The sequence below is a fragment of the Shouchella phoenicis genome, assembly GCF_047238345.1.
Lineage (GTDB): Bacteria > Bacillota > Bacilli > Bacillales > Bacillaceae_D > Shouchella.
Window position 1 is genome coordinate 34,695 of sequence record NZ_JBDFMQ010000002.1, and the last position, 16,473, is coordinate 51,167.

Consider the following 16,473-nt stretch of genomic DNA (forward strand, 5'->3'; position numbering starts at 1 on the left):
TATTATAAGTGAGAGTTCCTTACATGGAACCTTTTGTAATTGAAGTATTAGATAATGAAAATTGAATGAACCTTTTGAATGATTATACTCGTCTTCGTTGATCCCTTGCAAAGGCAATATGTTGCTTACATAAAATAAAAATGAATATATAAGGGTTCTTTCAAACGTTAATAATCGGGAAATCTAACCAGAGATCGACTTGTGCAGCTGATTTATAAACTGAATATGTGTTCCAGTATTCGTTTAATGAAAAGAGAACAAAAAATCTTCTATAGTGAAAGGGAGTAGTGGACCACTACTAGTATAAGGTCCACTGGTGGTCGAGTATAATGGATGATCCGAAATGAAAATAAGTCGATTTGAGTGTGTAAGAGCGCTAAAAAGGAGCTTTACAGCACATAAAGTCAAAAAAGTGAGTGGTTATAAGAGTTCAAAAAAGTTTACTAACATGCATGTTGTTGTGAGAGAGCTTATCAAGGCATCTGATCAATAACCTAAGCATTGGTTAAGATTAGAGTTGAAACAAGAGAACAAACATTGATGTAGCATTTGGTTAAATTGTTTCAATCACATTAAAGAAAGGTAATAGAAACGTTAAACTCCTATTACAAAACACAAAAATCTGAAAATTAGTATTGATTTCTGACTATTTTTCCTTATGATTACAACTACAAGAAATCTATTCCAGTCATCTTAAGAATCCTCAATCAAGCTAATGATGAAGCACCTTGGTCAAATCATAGCAAGCATCTTATGGTGCTCATGGAGGTGGGGACTTTGGAAAAGCTGAAGCGACGTGTCGATCATGTTGAACTCGCATATCGGGCGTATTCCATTCGAACCTTTGATAATCGGTTTTACGTATTAAAGGGGACTTATGCGATTGATGAAGAAAACGGGGACGTGACAAAAGTTGCTGACCTTTATTACCGCGTCCGATCTGCGCAAAATCGCGATCATAAATTGATCGCAAAACGAAAAAATCGCTCCGATGAATTATGTATCTGTAGGCGAGCAAAGCATTCGTAATACGTAGATAGTAATTCTGTAAAGGTTGTGATACTACGACCAACGACATATCAATTAAATATTGGCTGCCTTAATGATTTTTAAAGCGTGATTGTTAAGGTTTACATGATAAAAGGGTTTGCGAGTACATTCCTAAAACTTGCCACAGTGATGTGAGCGCTAATGAATTCTCCGGTTCTTCGTATATGCCTTAAACGTTGTGCATAGAGAAGCTTAACATGGTTATGCATGTTCTCTTAGGGTTCTTGCTTCCAGCCACAAAGCAATTAGCACTTTTCCGATTAAAGGAGACGTGTGCAGCTTAAGAAAGGTGTGAGCAACGATGCGAAGACGAAAATTCTTTATACCCCTACTAATGATAGTGGGAGTTTTAAATGCTTGTGGTAATCAGGAAACAGTTCAAGAAATTGAAGGATATGAAGAGTTCAGAGATACGGTGAATAACGAAGATTTCAGTGGATTTGTTTATTTATTAAGAAACATTGATGCTCATGAAGGAAGTCATATGCAAGTTATTGAAAATACGTTTTCAGATGTTGATGAAACATTAACGCACAGTAATTGGCAATATTATGATGATACAGAAAAAGATATGCAAAATAACGATAGTAGAGATAGCGACATTCAACCTCGGAATGACAAGATAATTTATATTGAAAATGGAAGAAATGTTAGTGAATTTGATATTAATAATCGTAGGATTGAAGATAATGAATACCAAATGGAGTTAAGACAATTTATTGAAATAAATCAATAAAGGCAGAAAGGAAGTTCGGTTTTATGTCAGTAATCAGCCCCAAAGAGAGAAAGCAGAAGAAAGATATTGTAAAAAAAATGATGGAAACACAAGGTGAAAAGTACAATGATTGGCTCCACGGGAAACATCAAGAGTACATTGATAATAATTTGATTGATTATATGAATATTCAAGATGAAAAGGAAGAAGATCCGAGCGAAAGCAAAGAATCTTCTTCCTCTTTTGTTTCCTCAGAAGAAAAGGGAAAATATGATCATGGTAAATTTAGTAATCAATTATAAGGGGAGTGTATAAATATGTTTGATGTAATTATGAATTCGATGATGTTAGGTGCTGCTAATGGAATGGACAATTTAATTAATACAGGTCAAGACATATTAACATGGGTTCAAAGAGCAGGAATTATAAGTGCAGCACTTGGTTTTTGTGTAGGTGCATTCTATCTGATTTTTGGTGGCGATCGTGGACGCTCAAAATCGGTTGGATGGTTCATAGGTGGAGCTGTTGGTCTAATTGTTTTAATGGGAGCAGAAGGAATTGCTTCTGGAATAGATGACAATATTAACTTCTAATTAAACGAATATTTAGTTTTAAGAGCCGATAACTTATTGGCTCTTTTGTTATTTTAAAGGAGGAGAAGCCATGCTGTATGTGAATTTCACTCGTGGAATACATCCTAAAATTAAAAAACATGAACGAATTCCTTTTCCACAAGCTGTTGAATTATCAGAGGAAATTGAAATGGAAATGAGAGAGAAAGGCGAAAAAATAGATAGTTATTTTTACGTTATAGATACAGAATTTGATGAAGAAATGTATGAGGGAAGTTTTACTTTTGGTGCTTATGAAGCACCAAACTTGTTCATGCACATCAAAGGAAGACTCCCAAAGATACGAGTGAACAAAGAAAAAGAAAAAATTCGATTAGGTTTCATTGCTGAAATGGAAGAATTGGTAGAAGAAAGATTCAAGATTGAAGAAGATTTTGACCCAAAAGAAAAAAATGTAGATTGGGATAAAGTTTCACGGTTAAAAACATGGCAACGTAAGACGGTCTACGGATTAACTGGATTCTTTGCTATTGCTACCTTTGCTGTATCTGGTTATTTCTTTACTCAACTAGCTAATATAAACCAATCTTATCAAGTTACGGTGGCTAGTGCGGAGGAGCATGAGGAAGTTAAAGATTATTATGAAGAAGCCTTATTAGGAAATCATGAGGGTTTGAAAAGTTATCTAGAAACAATGCCTAATGATCAAATGAGCAATAGCGAGCGTAATTTGTACGCGGGTTATATAGCTGATACAGGAGAATTTGAACAAGTCAATTCATTGTTCGGTGATGATCATTCATTAGTTGCTAATTTCCTTGTCATGAATAAAGAGGTTGAAATATTAAGAGCTTATCATGAGGAATTCCCAACAAATGAAGGAGCGTTTGATCTTGCATACACTGATGCAAATTATGAAGAAGCCGTGCAAGTAGAAGATTTTGAAGTGACACAGGAGCGTAGTAGGAAGCGTGCAAACGCATTTCTTCAATTGGATAATCCTTCACAGGCTGAAGAAGAGTTAAGCCGACACGGAGCAACTGAGGAGCAATCAGGGGTGTTGAATCAATATACAAGCATACAAAACCAAATTGATGAAATTAATGAAGAAATTGATGGTTTAGATGATGAAGATGATGAAGACGAAATAAATGATTTAGAAGAAGATAGAACGCAATTACAAGAAGAACTAAATAATCTAAAGATATAAGGCACTTTTTTTAAAAAAAGTGTCTTTTGTGCTGTGAAGGAGGTTGAAGTTTTGTTTAAAAAAATTAAAAAACTGCTTCAGACAAGGAAAGCACACTTCACAATCTCTTTAATTGGTGGGCTAACGTTTTTCTTTGTACTTAATGGGATTATAAATTTTATTGTTGCAAATTTCTTTTCACTTATAGGAAATGAAGCAATGGTCACTAGTTTCTTTACGCTTATGACTGAATTTGAACAGTTATCGTCACTTTCTTATCTATTTTTAGGAATAGTGTCTGTTTTGGCGTTTGGGTTATTGTTATACAAACTAAGAACCAATTTCAAAGAACTTGAAGAAGAACATTCTAAAGGTTCAAGTCGTTTTACCACACTTGACGAGATAAAGAAACAGTATAGGTCGGTTCCAGAAAAAACCAAACCATACTCTGGTGAAGGTGGCGTACCTATTTCAAGATATAAAGATAAAATATTCATTGATGATTCACCAGTAAATAATCTTTGGGTAGGTACTACGAGGTCTGGTAAGGGTGAAATGGGGATGTTCCCAATGATTGATGTGTATTCAAGAGCCGAAAATAAAGCGTCTATGGTAGTCAATGATGCCAAAGGAGAGTTGTTTGCTGCCAGTAAGTCCACGCTAGAAAAACGAGGGTATCATGTTGAAGTTCTGAATTTAGACGATCCCTTACAGTCGATGTCATACCAAGTCCTACAGGTTGTCGTTGATGCTTACGAAGAAGGCAATATGAGCAAAGCCGAACAACACGCGAAAACCATTTCCAGTATGCTTTATGCCGACCCACAAGCGAAAGATAAATTTTGGCAGGATTCCGCTAGTGCGTTATGCACAGCGCTCATTCTCGGCCTGTGTGAAAAAAACATTCCGGATCATAAAGAGAAAGTAACCATGTATACAGTGGCAACTACGTTGAATGAACTCGCGTCTGAAAAAGAAGAGGATGAGAAGACTGGCGACTTGCATACCGGGCTGGATACATTTTTTGAATCGCTACCCGAACATCATCCGGCCAAACTTCAATACGCAACAGTAAAATTTGCATCAGGGGCTGGGCAGACGGTAGCAGGTATTTTTGCAAATGCTTTTGATAAACTTAGTATTTTTACATTAACACCAATCGCAAAAATGACAGCTAGGAACTCATTTGACATGAAAAAAATCGGTTTTGGCAAATCTATATCAGGAAAAGCTAAGCCGCTAACTAGAATAGATGTTAGTTTTCCAGACAAAAACGTCAATAGTGTTCGTTCTGATGCAAATGGTTTATTTAAAATTTATCACGACAATGAGTTAAATATCGGTGATGAAATCATTTTAAGAGAAAGAGATTCAGACATAAGTGAAAGCATTATAGTAGAAGAAATTATTGAGGAAAATGGAAATGTCCTTTTTAAGTACAAAGATAATGATAGCAAAATAACAATAAACAAGTTCGAACATTTTAGAAAGCCGACCGCATTATTCATGATTACTCCTGATTACGATACATCATTGCACATAATTGCTTCTCTCTACATCAAACAGCTCTATACCGAATTATCTAGAACAGCCACAATTACATCAAGAAAAGAGTGTATAAGGAGAGTTGTTTTTATTCTTGATGAGTTTGGAAACATGCCTGCAATTCAAGAAATGGGATCAATTGTAACTGTTGCACTAGGTCGAGGAATGCGTTTTAACTTAGTAATTCAATCTTATTCGCAATTAGAATTGAAATACGATAAAGATTGGAAAACAATTGAGGGCAATTGTGCAAATACGATCTATATTTTAACTACATCAACAGACACAGCAGAAGAAATTAGCAAAAAAATTGGTGATAAAACAATTACATCTCAGAGTCGTTCTGGCGGAGTAATTTCTTTTAATAAGAATAAGACGGAAGGTACAGATGGAAGAAGGTTATTAAATGTAAATGAACTTATGCAATTAAAAGAAGGAGAGACAGTCGTCATAAGAGGAATAAAAAGACAAGATAAAGACCGAAAGAAGATAACGGCATTTCCTATTTATAATTATGGTAAGTCACAAATGAAATATCGTTATGAATATCTAGCCGAGAATTTTGACACTTCACTTTCTGTAAACGATATGGACATTAGTTGTGATCACGCAGATTTACCGCTTGAACAATTGCGTTACCGATTTACTGACGAAGAGGATAGAAAAGCGGAAACTCCATTACTAGAAGATCTTGAATTTGACTTAAATCAATCTCTTGATGGTGGTTTGAAACAACAAGAAATAACAGGTGAGAGCAAAATTGGTGAGATATTAGAAGGTGACTCAATATTAAAGTTAATAACAACTAAGTTGCAGTCAACAACAGAACAAACTGAAGATGAGATCCTTGATATGAAATTAGTTGATTTTGAATCATTACTAAATGAGCTTGTTAAATCGAACCAGTTAAAAGCAAATACTGTAAACGTTGTACTCGAAAAACTTGATTTAATTAAAAATGAGGAAAGAGAGGAACGTGAACATGAAGAATTACCAATGTAAAACCCAAAATACGAGTTTAAGGGATGTCATAAATAAATTTGAAGAAAAGCTAGAAAAGCAGGATTTAGTTGTTAGTCTTAGTGATGGAACATGTCATATCAAGAAAAATCAACATAACGAACGATATAGTGTAATGGTTGATAAAGCTGATATTTCCGTTACCTCTACTATTGAACATTTCTTGAAATAGGGGGGATATTATGTCTGAAGAAGAAATCTTAGAATACTTGGATCAGTTTTCTGAGCATCTAAACGTTGGAACATTGTTTATTGATATGTTTCGAACAATCGGTTGGTGGTTACTTCAAGGCATGGCATGGATCGTTGACTCCGTAGAAAACATTACGGATAGCATTTTAGGAATAAAGACATTTTTTGAAAACCCAGAGGTTGCGGATTTTATTAATCAGACGCAACCTTTTTTGTATATTCTAATAGCGATTAATATAGGGTTTATTGGGTTTTTGATTATATTCAAGCGTGATTCATTTAATCGTTCATCTTTGTTTGCCAATATTTTTATGGCGTTAGTTGTTATTGTACTTTTAAGTGGAGGAATGCAACAAGCGAATGATTTTACTGATGATGCAATAAACGCTATAAATTATGGCGATGAAGCAGGATCTTTAGCTGATGAAGTGATTGTTAATAACATTACAGACGTAGTTGTATTCGACATGGAAGGATGGTCAAATCCAGATTTAGAAGAAACGAATAACTTACGTCCAGAATACGCAAGAAATATTACTATAAATGCACCTATGGTTGAGGGTGAAGATCTAGGCGGTGGAGAAGAGCTATCGAGTGATGGAGAAGATATTTTAAGTAGCAAAATAATTACACTTGGTGATGGTTCAAGGGCTACTGAGGATTTACAAGATGGAGGATGGATAACAGATATTACACAGGAATATTATTATCGCTATGATGTTGATTGGATCAATGCACTTGGAACATTAGGTGTAATTATGGTCGTATTAGTTACAATTGCAGTCAAGTTAGCGAGAATGTTCTTTGAACTTGGATTTAACTATATTATTGCACCATTTGTAGCGGCTAGTGATTTACATTCAGGACAGAGAATTAAACAAGTCATTCAAAACATCTTAAATCTCTTTTTGGTCACAATAATGATCTTCCTGTCATTAAAGGTCTATATGATCGGAGCTAGTTGGTTAGGGGAAGAGTTAAGTGGTATTCCGTACCTAATTGCTATGATTGGTTTTGGTATAGCCCTTATGAATGGACCGAATATGATTGAACGTCTATTTGGAATTGATGGAGGTTCTAAGCAAGGTTGGGGTGCTATGGTTGCAGGAGTTGCAGGAGCAAAAGGTCTTGCAAGCATGGGTATGAAAGGTGCTAGTCTTGCTAAAAGTGTAGGGCAGAAGAGTCTTAGTGGGGCGACAAAATCAACATCTGGTATTGCAGGAGCGTTATCAGGAGGATTAGGAAAAGGTCAAGGCGATGGTCAAGGTAACAGTCAAAATATAGCCAAATTAGCTGAAGGACAAAATAAACTAGGAAAAGGTCAAGGAAATGGTAATCAAGAAGGAAATGGTCTCCAAAATAATGGTGATGGTATTCAAAGAGGTAACGGTATTCAAAATGGGAGTGGTATCTCACAAGGAAATGGAAGCGAAAGTGAAAATGAAAATGCAAATCAAGAGGGTAACATCACCAGACAAAATGATGAAGGTCAAAATACTAATTCGAATCAAAAGCCTACAAACCAAGATGGCAATGGAGGATCTGGCAGACCTCAAAGTTTACACCAACAGATGAAAGCCAAAGAAGAAGAAAAAGGAAAAGGTAATTCAGAAAATCAACGAGGACAGATGCAAAATGTGACTGGTGGAAAAGGAAACAATCAAACATCAGGTATGAAAGACCAAGTGGCAAGCGTATCTGAACAGGCACAAAATGAAGTAGCTTCAACAACAGATGCAGGAGGGGCGAATAATACAACAGGAGGAGAAATTAATAGTTCAAGTGAAAGTAGTGGTGTTACTTCAACAAATGTAACAGGTGGTACAACAGCAAATTCTAATACAAGCCCAGACCACCAACCGAATACACAATCTGTTAGTCAAGGGAAATCAGTAACCCCTGCTACACCTAAGAGTAGTTCAAATCAAATGTCGAAAGGTGAGACAAGAAGTGTTCAAAAACAACAAGTGCAACAAGATGCTTCTCCACAAAAAGAAGTTGTAGATTTAGAAACAGAGGTTATTAGTAACTCTGGCAATGTACAACAAGAGGTGCGAGAAACAACAACCCACCGTAGTTCGGGAAGCGGAAACGTCCAAACAACAAATACAGGTGGTGCGTCAGGTTCAACATCTTCTGAATCTGGAAGAACATCTGCACAAACATCTGCATCTGCACCAACAGGAGGGAATACTAGCGGTTCACAAGGTGGTTCTTCTACAACGGAATCCACAACTCAAAAAACAACAACAAATGTTTCAGGTGGTGAACATACTCATAAACAAGTAGTACGAGAAGAAAACGAAGTGGTTTCAGATGAAAGACATGTCGGTCAAGTGATTAAGGACACTGTTTCTAATCGTTTCAACAACAGTAACGTGGTGAAAGATGCAAAACAGAGTTACAACATTGGTAAAAATACAGGTAGCTCGCTCAGAAAAGGTTTTAAAAGAAAAAATAAATAAGCATAAAAAATTGAGGTGAAATAATGGCTCAATACCGTATACCTAAAAGCATTACAACCGAAATGAGGATGTATAAGCATGTGTATTTGACCGATCTTGTCTTCTTGATCGGTCTTATTCTTTTTGGATGGCTGATGAATTCTTTTGTACATGATTCTAGGATGTGGTTGTTTTATGGTTTCCTCTTATTTATTGGAGGAGTCTTCTTGATAAGACCTAATACTAATCCAAAAAAGCGTGTATATGAAGCTCTTTTGATTGCCATTAAAAGAAAAAAAGACACATATGTTGCTATTGATTATGTGGTAGATGACGATGAGGAACTAAATGGAGGAGATGAGATTAATGGCAATTCTAAAAGGAAATAAAGGTTCATTCAAAAGGAAGTGTCAGCCAAGAGGATCAGCCGTTTTTATTCAAGATAATGAAACTTCTCCTAAAAGACCAAAAGATAAAAAACCAAGAATAAAGAGTAGTTTTGCAGATATAGCACCTACTATTGATCTAACTGCAAATGGTTATTGTGAGCTATCTAATGGTGATGGTTTTATGGAAGTGATACAACTTACATCGACTGATATTTACGCATTAAATGAAGCAGATAAGCAGAAGAAGATTTTTTCTTTTGCTTATTTTATTCAATGGTACAGTCATGATTGGAAAGTCATTCCGTTTGATTTCCCAGTCGATACATCAAGACAACAACGATTTGTAATCCAGAAGATGCAAGAAGCAAGTAAACCACAGTACAGAGCATTCTTAGAAAAAAAACTAGAAGAATTACAGTTTATTGAAAGGGAACGGTATAATCGTGAATTCTATATGTTTTTATATGCAGATGATGAATTTACGCTACGTGATAGAGTTGCCAATGTGACAGCAAAAATAAGCCGTGTTGCTCCTGCTATCCAGTTATCCGAAGAAAAGAAAATTAACATCCTATACAAGTTGCATAATCTTAACTCGAAAAATCGAACTGCGAAGGGGGAGTCATAATGCTTGCAACCATATTAGATATGATTAGACCTAAAGAAAAGGAAAAAGAAGAAGTAAACGCAGGGTATAACCCTTACTTGCTTTCTCAAATTCAGCCACAAGGTGGAATTAAATTTGAAGAATCATACATCAAAAAAGGTGATGGGTATGAGGTTTCAATACACATTTATGATTTCCAAACCGTTGTTAGTGATTTTTGGTTGGAAGAAATTATGAACATGCCTGAAGTGGTTGCCTGCTTAGATGTAGGAACACCAAATAACTTGCAAATACAGAGTAGTTTAAATAAAAGTATGGCAGAGGAGCAGAACAGGGGAGAAACAGCTAAAGATACTAGTGATTTTTTGGAAGCAGTAGAGAATTACAATGACTTAAAAGAAATTTATAATGAGATCAGGCAAGGAGAAGTAATCAAACGCATGGTGCTCCGTCTATATGTTGCGTCACAGACAATTGATAGCTTAGAGCTAAAAGTGAAGAAAATCATGGATGATTTAGCTTCTCTTAATTTTAGAGGTAGTGTATTTTTAAATGAGCAGGAATATGAATGGGAAAGTCTTTTTAAACCTTATTCTGCTCAACTAAAATATTCAAATAAGCGTAAGGGAGTGGAAATACCTGCTTTATCAATTGCAGGTGGATTACCGTTTCACTACACAAGTTTAGATGATCCATATGGTACGCATTATGGCACAACCGACACAAACGGTAATGTGCTTTTTGACATGTTCCATCAAGATGCAAAACGAAAGTTTTATAATGCCGTAATGATTGGGAAAATGGGGTCAGGTAAGTCGACAATGCTAAAAAAGGTGGCTCTGGATAACGCCATCAAAGGAAATAAAATACGTGTGTTGGACGTAACAGGGGAGTTTACAGAACTCGCTAATAAATTAGATGGTAAGGTTATTGCTTTGGACGGTACAAATGGGTCAATTAACCCTTTACATGTTTACAAGTCAGATACAGATGACAGTGGAAATGTGCGAGAAGAAACATCATTTACGCAACATTTATCAAAGCTTTCAGTTTTTTATCGTTTTCTTGCACCAGAAGTTAGCAACGAAGAAATCAAAGAATATGAAAATCTCTTACGTAAGCTTTATGTAGAACATGGTTTATGGGTTGAAGAGAGGGAAGCTAACGTAATTACTGATCTAAAAGCAAACCAATACCCTATTTTTTCGGATCTCCTCAAACTTCTACAAGACGAGTTATATGAGAATATTGAGAAGCAAAAAGTAAACGAAGATATTAGTGTAAATAAGCGAACTAGACTTGAAAATATTGAGTTGAATATTGCAAATGTCGTCAAGAATTATGGACATTTATTTAATACACACTCAACGATTGACGATTTCAACAATGAGGATTTTGTGTCATTCCCATTGAGAAATTTATCAGAATTAAAGCCAGAGATATTTCAAGCACAATTGTTTAACGTGCTCAACAAATTATGGGATGGAATGTTAAGTAACGGTCAACCACAACTTAAAGCCTTAACTAAACATCGTTTAACACAACCAGAAGCAAGAAAATATCTTATTTTAATTGATGAAGCACACCATATAATTAACACTAGAAAAAGTTCAGAACATGCTGTTCTATACCTACAAAGATTTATGCGTGAAGCAAGAAAGTATTTCGGAGGATTGTTTTTTGCTAGTCATGTAATTGAAGATTTTGTTCCTAACAATGCTTCAGAAAGTTCTGCTGAAGAAGTGAAGAAGCTGTTCTCTTTAACACAATATAAATTTATTGCTGAACAGGATAGTGAGTCCCTTGCGAAGTTAAAAAGTGTTTTTACAGGTCAGTTAAATGAATCGGAGTTAAGCCAAATTCCTTATTTAGAGAAAGGGCAAGTCATCCTTTCTATTTCGTCAGTAAAAAACGTCAAAATGAATGTTGATGTGTCAGACGAAGAATTAGATTTGTTTGGCGGAGGTGCTTAAAGAAAATGAAATTAGGAAAACACGCAGTTAGAGCTGGTTTAGCAGCTCTTTCTTTTTTATCTATAAAAATCAAACTAATTTTAGGTGCGGGTATTCTAATTATTGGTTTTTTGGTGGTAATCATAATTGGTGCTTTTCAGACAATGATTGTAAGTACCGTTGGTAACAACGATGTTGAGAGTGATTATAATTTTGTTTCTGATGGTACTCTTGGCTTATCGCCTGATGTTGAAGAATTAAGACCATTGTTCGAAAAATATGCAGAACAATACGGAATACCTGAATATGTAGATGTACTCATGGCAAAAACAATGCAGGAATCGGGTGGACGCTTGGCAGATGTAATGCAAGCGTCAGAATCATTAGGTCTTCCACCCAATACAATTGATGATCAAGAATACAGCATAGATGTAGGAACTCGATACTTTGCACAAGTTTTAGAACAGGCAAACGGTGATGTTTTATTAGCGTTACAGGCATATAATTTTGGTCATGGCTTTATTGATTATGCGAATGAACATAACAATGGAGAATACTCAAAAGAACTAGCAATTTCGTTCTCACAAGAGCAGTATCAAAAGCTAAAACACACTGGCATGTTTTCATGTATTCGTCCTGAATCAGCCGAAACTGGGGCTTGTTATGGTGATATTCAATATGTGGATGCAGTAATGCAGTACATACAACCTTCTTACGCTATGGATGGTAATTATGAGGACGTTATTGAAGTGGGGATGCAATGGGTTGGAAATAGTGATTATGTGTTTGGTGGTGGAAGAAATAGACAAGATCAAGCAGTAGGTAATTTTGATTGTTCTAGTTTTGTTCATTGGGCGTTTGAACAAGTAGGAGTTGATTTAGGAAACCTAACTTCAGTAACAACAGATACATTAAAAACACAGGGACAACAGCTAAGTTATTCTGATGCACAACCAGGGGATTTGGTGTTCTTTGACACTTATAAAATAGATGGTCATGTTGGTATTTATATGGGAAATGGTCAGTTTATAGGTGCACAAAGTTCAACTGGTGTTGATGTAGAGAGTATGTCTTCTGGTTACTGGAATGATACATTTAATGGTCGTGTGGTACGTATTTAATAAGGAGGAGTTAAGGATATATGGACACATTCAAAGCCTTTAAATCGTTCTCTATTATCATTTTAGCTGTTCTTTTATTTTTAAATATTGGCTTCTTCATTGCTAATCAATCTGCCGAAACCACATCAGGGCAAACATTAGAACAGTCAAGAGATATGAGACAGCTTGAGGAGACAAATGAGCGATTAAAAACACAACAGGAATTCCAAACTAAGTCAGAACGAGAAGAAGCATATAAAGCTTTAGAGGAACAAGCTATGCGTTTCGTCCACTTAGCTTTTGAACAAAACGTAGATGAATACCAAACAAGAAAAAATGAAGCACCAGAAGTGATGAATGAAGAATTAAAAGAACGGTTTTTCCCTGCTGAAATGTATGGTCAAGGGGAAGTTGAAACCAGTGTTAGTCAGGAAGAATTTTTTATACGAAATGGTGATATAAACCAAGAGGAAATGGATATAATCATCAAGTTAAATCACGATATAAGATATATTGAGCGTGAGGTAGAAGAAACCTCAAATGTAATAATACGTGTCACTTTCAAGCATGAAAATGGTGAATGGATAGCGTCAGAAATGATTGAAATGAAATAAAAGGAGGTCATTGAATTGTTCAGTAAAGATCGTGCAAACCTTCGAGGAAACAAAAGTAAATGGTATTTAATTGGCTCATCATTACTTGTGGTAGTGATGGGTTATTTTCTTTCAACGAATATGTTCTTGGAAGATGAATTAGAAGTTCTTGCTTCCCCAATTGGTGAAGAAATTGGGGCAAATGGTCAAAGGGATGTTGAGATTCTGGAATGGATTTATGATGAAAATAATGAAACTATGCAAGTGATTTTAGATATAAAAGACATGAGATTTGCAGTAGATAAATTGGATGTTCAAGCCGTTCAACGTTCAACCATGAGTCCAGTTGAAGTAAACATTTCTTACGAAATAGAAGAGTACATGGTATTGGATATTAAGAATTTCGATCATGATTTTGAACAAATTTCATTACAGCTATATGAAATTGAAATGAGTGAAAATGAACAAGAAGAAAGAAGTGGAATCGTTAATCTCTATACCGATTATCGAGAAGTGGAGCACAGAGATATTGATGAAAAGGATCAACAAAATTATTTTGAATATGTAATGGATACACTTATAAATAATGCTGAAGAGGAAATCGAAATACACCATGAAGAAATACTAGGGATTGAACAAAATATTATTGATATAGAGGATGAAATACAATCAATAAAAGAAGAAAAACAATATCAAACAGCAGAAGAAAAAGTTCATACAGATAATCATATAAACTCGTTGGAGGTACAAAAAGAAAGTTATATCTCTAATCAAAATGAATTAGATGAACGTATAAAATTGGAGAAAGAACGGATCGAGAACTATGAAAATAGAAAAAGAAATTCAAGCATATCACTGTCTAATTAAAACAAAAAAATAAATGATAGGTGACTTTTTCAATTTAAAAAGTTGCCTTTTTTTAATGATATAAGTGCATAATTTGAGTAATTACAGTGGCACATAAATGGCACAAAGATGAAAATTAGTGATATCACGAAAAGTCCGGCTCTGCCGGACATAACACGCGAGTGTTATCATTTTTCCCTTATGCTCTTTTACTAACTTTTACTAACAATCAATGACGAACGAGAGAATTAGAGAGTCGTAAAGGAACACACCTTTTTAGGGAGGTTGAAAGATGGATATTCTCATTCGAGACTTGAACCGAACGACTGTGAAAAGGATTGATGAAAAAGCGAAGAAACTCAAACAATCACGTCAAGAGTTCATGCAAAACCTGATTGAAAATTTTATTATGATGCAAGCGTTAAACGAACGAGAACACGAATTAAAAACGACGCTCGAAAAAAACACGGAAGTCTTAACACAGTTTCAAGAACAATTGGAAAAGCAACAAGAACTCTTTCATTTGCTACTCGAAGACTAAAAGAGGAGGCGTTTCATGTCTGCGATTGCGGGAAAAAAAACGGCTGTTATTGTGAAATCGCAATTCACGTTACCCAATAAAAAAAGTCCGTCTTCTGGTACACGGTTTAATGATTATTTGACCTATATCAGTCGAGACGAAACGACGCGTGACATCGGGTTTTCTTCCTATAATGAATACATGCGACAGGACGAAAAAAGCAATGCGTTGTTCAATGATTCTGAAGACCACTTGAACGAAGAAAAAGTGGCACTGGTAAAAGAGGCTTTTAAACTGGCACAAGCGCGCGGAAGCATCCTTTATCAAGATGTGATTTCCTTTGATAATGCTTGGCTTCAGGAACATGGCATCTATGATGGAAAGACAAAAGATGTTGATGAGAAAAAATTAAAAACCATTACACGTTTCGCCATGAAAGAGATGAAAGAGAAGAGCGGCTTAGGAAGCAATGTCGTGTGGTCTGGAGCCATTCATCACAATACCGAAAACATTCATATTCACATCGCAACGGTGAACCTTTCGCCATCCGAAAACCAACGGGGAAAGCGAAAATTAAAGACCCTCGAACGCATGCGATCAATTTACGTGAATCACATTATGGATCGCACTGAACAACGTCAAAAATTGAATGATCTGATACGAAAGGAAATGGTCGGAAAAAAGAAAGCCCGTACTCATTCTCTTGCCTATGATCGTTCCTTTCGAAAATCCTTTTTATCCATTTACAAGCAACTACCAAAGAATAAGCGATACTGGAACTATGGGTATGAAACGATTGATGTTATCAAGCCAGAATTAAATCAGTTAACAAAAAAGTATTTAGACATCTATCACCCAAAAGAAATAAACGAATTTCATCAACGGTTAGATGAAGAAGTGTCTGTATTAAGACGCACGTATGGAGAAGGAGAGACAAAGCGGTATGACGAGTATAAAACGAATAAAATAAACGACCTGTATCAACGAATGGGGAATGCTTTTCTGCAAGAAATGAAGGCTTATGATAATCAGATTAAAACCATTAATCAAAAGCATTCGCCACGGTCAAAAAAGCATACCTTTCAACGAAATGTATCCATTAAAAATGTAAAATATCGAATGGATCGGTTGTTTCAAAGTGAAATGCAATCACAGCAAAACCAGCACGCCTATGAACGCATGCAGAAACGTATCGAAAGGGGCCAGTCATTGTGAGTAGTGGGACACTTAAACGAATGAGGTTATCTGAACAAACGATTCAATACATCGATGCTTTTGCCGAACAAGAAGGATTCACGGGTGCCAGAAAAAATGTAGTCGTTGAACAAATCATTAAAGAGCATCAAGACATGAAGTCGAAAGAAACCAGCTTCATTACGCAAGAAGTCGCAAGCACCGTCCGGAAAGAAATGCGCCAGGTACTTAATAAAATTCTTCTTGGAACGAACAATACGGACCGAAATACACAAGTCTTAATTGAACTTGTCAACGGGATGATGGTTAACGAAAATGTGAGTGATATCGTAACGACCGACGACATGGAAGCGCAACCTGTTCGAACGGCAAAAGCGTGTGTGCACGAACGAATTAAGCATATGCAACAGCACAAAGCGACACAAACATATAAACGCAAAAGAATGAAAGATTGAGTGTTCGATATGAGTCTGCAGTCATCAACGGAATGGATGGCCCATTGTATGGTTGGTTCGTGATGCTAGTGGATATAGGGGAGTGTCATA

At 35.8% G+C, this 16,473-nt stretch carries 17 protein-coding genes; all 17 read left to right on the forward strand.

Annotation, left to right across the window (positions count from 1 at the left end; genetic code table 11):
* The first annotated feature begins 777 nt into the window (after window positions 1-777).
* A complete protein-coding gene (locus ABC361_RS20825; protein ID WP_413075860.1) occupies window positions 778-1,029 on the forward strand; it encodes a hypothetical protein in 252 nt (83 codons plus the stop codon).
* A gap of 322 nt (window positions 1,030-1,351) precedes the next feature.
* Complete coding sequence (locus ABC361_RS20830; RefSeq protein ID WP_413075861.1) at window positions 1,352-1,786, forward strand: hypothetical protein; 435 nt, start codon at window positions 1,352-1,354, stop codon at window positions 1,784-1,786.
* A gap of 23 nt (window positions 1,787-1,809) precedes the next feature.
* Window positions 1,810-2,067: a hypothetical protein gene (locus tag ABC361_RS20835; protein ID WP_413075862.1), complete on the forward strand. Its 258-nt coding sequence runs from the start codon at window positions 1,810-1,812 to the stop codon at window positions 2,065-2,067.
* A 15-nt stretch (window positions 2,068-2,082) separates the two neighbouring features.
* Window positions 2,083-2,358 carry a hypothetical protein gene (locus tag ABC361_RS20840; RefSeq protein ID WP_413075863.1) on the forward strand — a complete coding sequence of 92 codons (276 nt, stop codon included), beginning with the start codon at window positions 2,083-2,085 and terminating at the stop codon, window positions 2,356-2,358.
* 70 nt (window positions 2,359-2,428) lie between these two features.
* Window positions 2,429-3,547 (forward strand): hypothetical protein, encoded by a 1,119-nt coding sequence (locus ABC361_RS20845; protein WP_413075864.1) that lies wholly within the window; start codon window positions 2,429-2,431, stop codon window positions 3,545-3,547.
* 51 nt (window positions 3,548-3,598) lie between these two features.
* Window positions 3,599-6,073, forward strand: a complete 2,475-nt coding sequence (locus ABC361_RS20850; protein WP_413075865.1) for a VirD4-like conjugal transfer protein, CD1115 family — start codon at window positions 3,599-3,601, stop codon at window positions 6,071-6,073.
* The gene (locus ABC361_RS20855) at window positions 6,054-6,263 is read left to right on the forward strand and encodes a hypothetical protein (RefSeq protein WP_413075866.1); all 210 of its coding nucleotides are present in this window, start codon (window positions 6,054-6,056) and stop codon (window positions 6,261-6,263) included. The genes ABC361_RS20850 and ABC361_RS20855 overlap by 20 nt, the downstream gene beginning before the upstream one ends.
* A gap of 10 nt (window positions 6,264-6,273) precedes the next feature.
* Window positions 6,274-8,748 (forward strand): pLS20_p028 family conjugation system transmembrane protein, encoded by a 2,475-nt coding sequence (locus tag ABC361_RS20860; RefSeq protein ID WP_413075867.1) that lies wholly within the window; start codon window positions 6,274-6,276, stop codon window positions 8,746-8,748.
* A gap of 23 nt (window positions 8,749-8,771) precedes the next feature.
* Window positions 8,772-9,116, forward strand: coding sequence for a DUF5592 family protein (locus ABC361_RS20865; protein WP_413075868.1), 345 nt, complete (start codon window positions 8,772-8,774; stop codon window positions 9,114-9,116).
* On the forward strand, window positions 9,094-9,744 hold the full coding sequence (locus ABC361_RS20870; protein ID WP_413075869.1) for a TraC-like domain-containing protein: 651 nt from the start codon (window positions 9,094-9,096) through the stop codon (window positions 9,742-9,744). Before ABC361_RS20865 ends, ABC361_RS20870 begins: the two co-directional genes overlap by 23 nt.
* Window positions 9,744-11,696 (forward strand): VirB4 family type IV secretion system protein, encoded by a 1,953-nt coding sequence (locus tag ABC361_RS20875; protein ID WP_413075870.1) that lies wholly within the window; start codon window positions 9,744-9,746, stop codon window positions 11,694-11,696. Before ABC361_RS20870 ends, ABC361_RS20875 begins: the two co-directional genes overlap by 1 nt.
* A gap of 5 nt (window positions 11,697-11,701) precedes the next feature.
* Window positions 11,702-12,796 carry a bifunctional lytic transglycosylase/C40 family peptidase gene (locus ABC361_RS20880; protein WP_413075871.1) on the forward strand — a complete coding sequence of 365 codons (1,095 nt, stop codon included), beginning with the start codon at window positions 11,702-11,704 and terminating at the stop codon, window positions 12,794-12,796.
* 20 nt (window positions 12,797-12,816) lie between these two features.
* The gene (locus ABC361_RS20885; RefSeq protein ID WP_413075872.1) at window positions 12,817-13,389 is read left to right on the forward strand and encodes a hypothetical protein; all 573 of its coding nucleotides are present in this window, start codon (window positions 12,817-12,819) and stop codon (window positions 13,387-13,389) included.
* Window positions 13,390-13,404: 15 nt separating this feature from the next.
* Window positions 13,405-14,235: a hypothetical protein gene (locus tag ABC361_RS20890; RefSeq protein ID WP_413075873.1), complete on the forward strand. Its 831-nt coding sequence runs from the start codon at window positions 13,405-13,407 to the stop codon at window positions 14,233-14,235.
* 271 nt (window positions 14,236-14,506) lie between these two features.
* Complete coding sequence (locus tag ABC361_RS20895) at window positions 14,507-14,755, forward strand: hypothetical protein (protein ID WP_413075874.1); 249 nt, start codon at window positions 14,507-14,509, stop codon at window positions 14,753-14,755.
* Window positions 14,756-14,770: 15 nt separating this feature from the next.
* Complete coding sequence (gene mobP2, locus ABC361_RS20900; RefSeq protein ID WP_413075875.1) at window positions 14,771-15,949, forward strand: MobP2 family relaxase; 1,179 nt, start codon at window positions 14,771-14,773, stop codon at window positions 15,947-15,949.
* Complete coding sequence (locus tag ABC361_RS20905) at window positions 15,946-16,383, forward strand: hypothetical protein (protein ID WP_413075876.1); 438 nt, start codon at window positions 15,946-15,948, stop codon at window positions 16,381-16,383. The genes mobP2 and ABC361_RS20905 overlap by 4 nt, the downstream gene beginning before the upstream one ends.
* Window positions 16,384-16,473 lie beyond the last annotated feature (90 nt).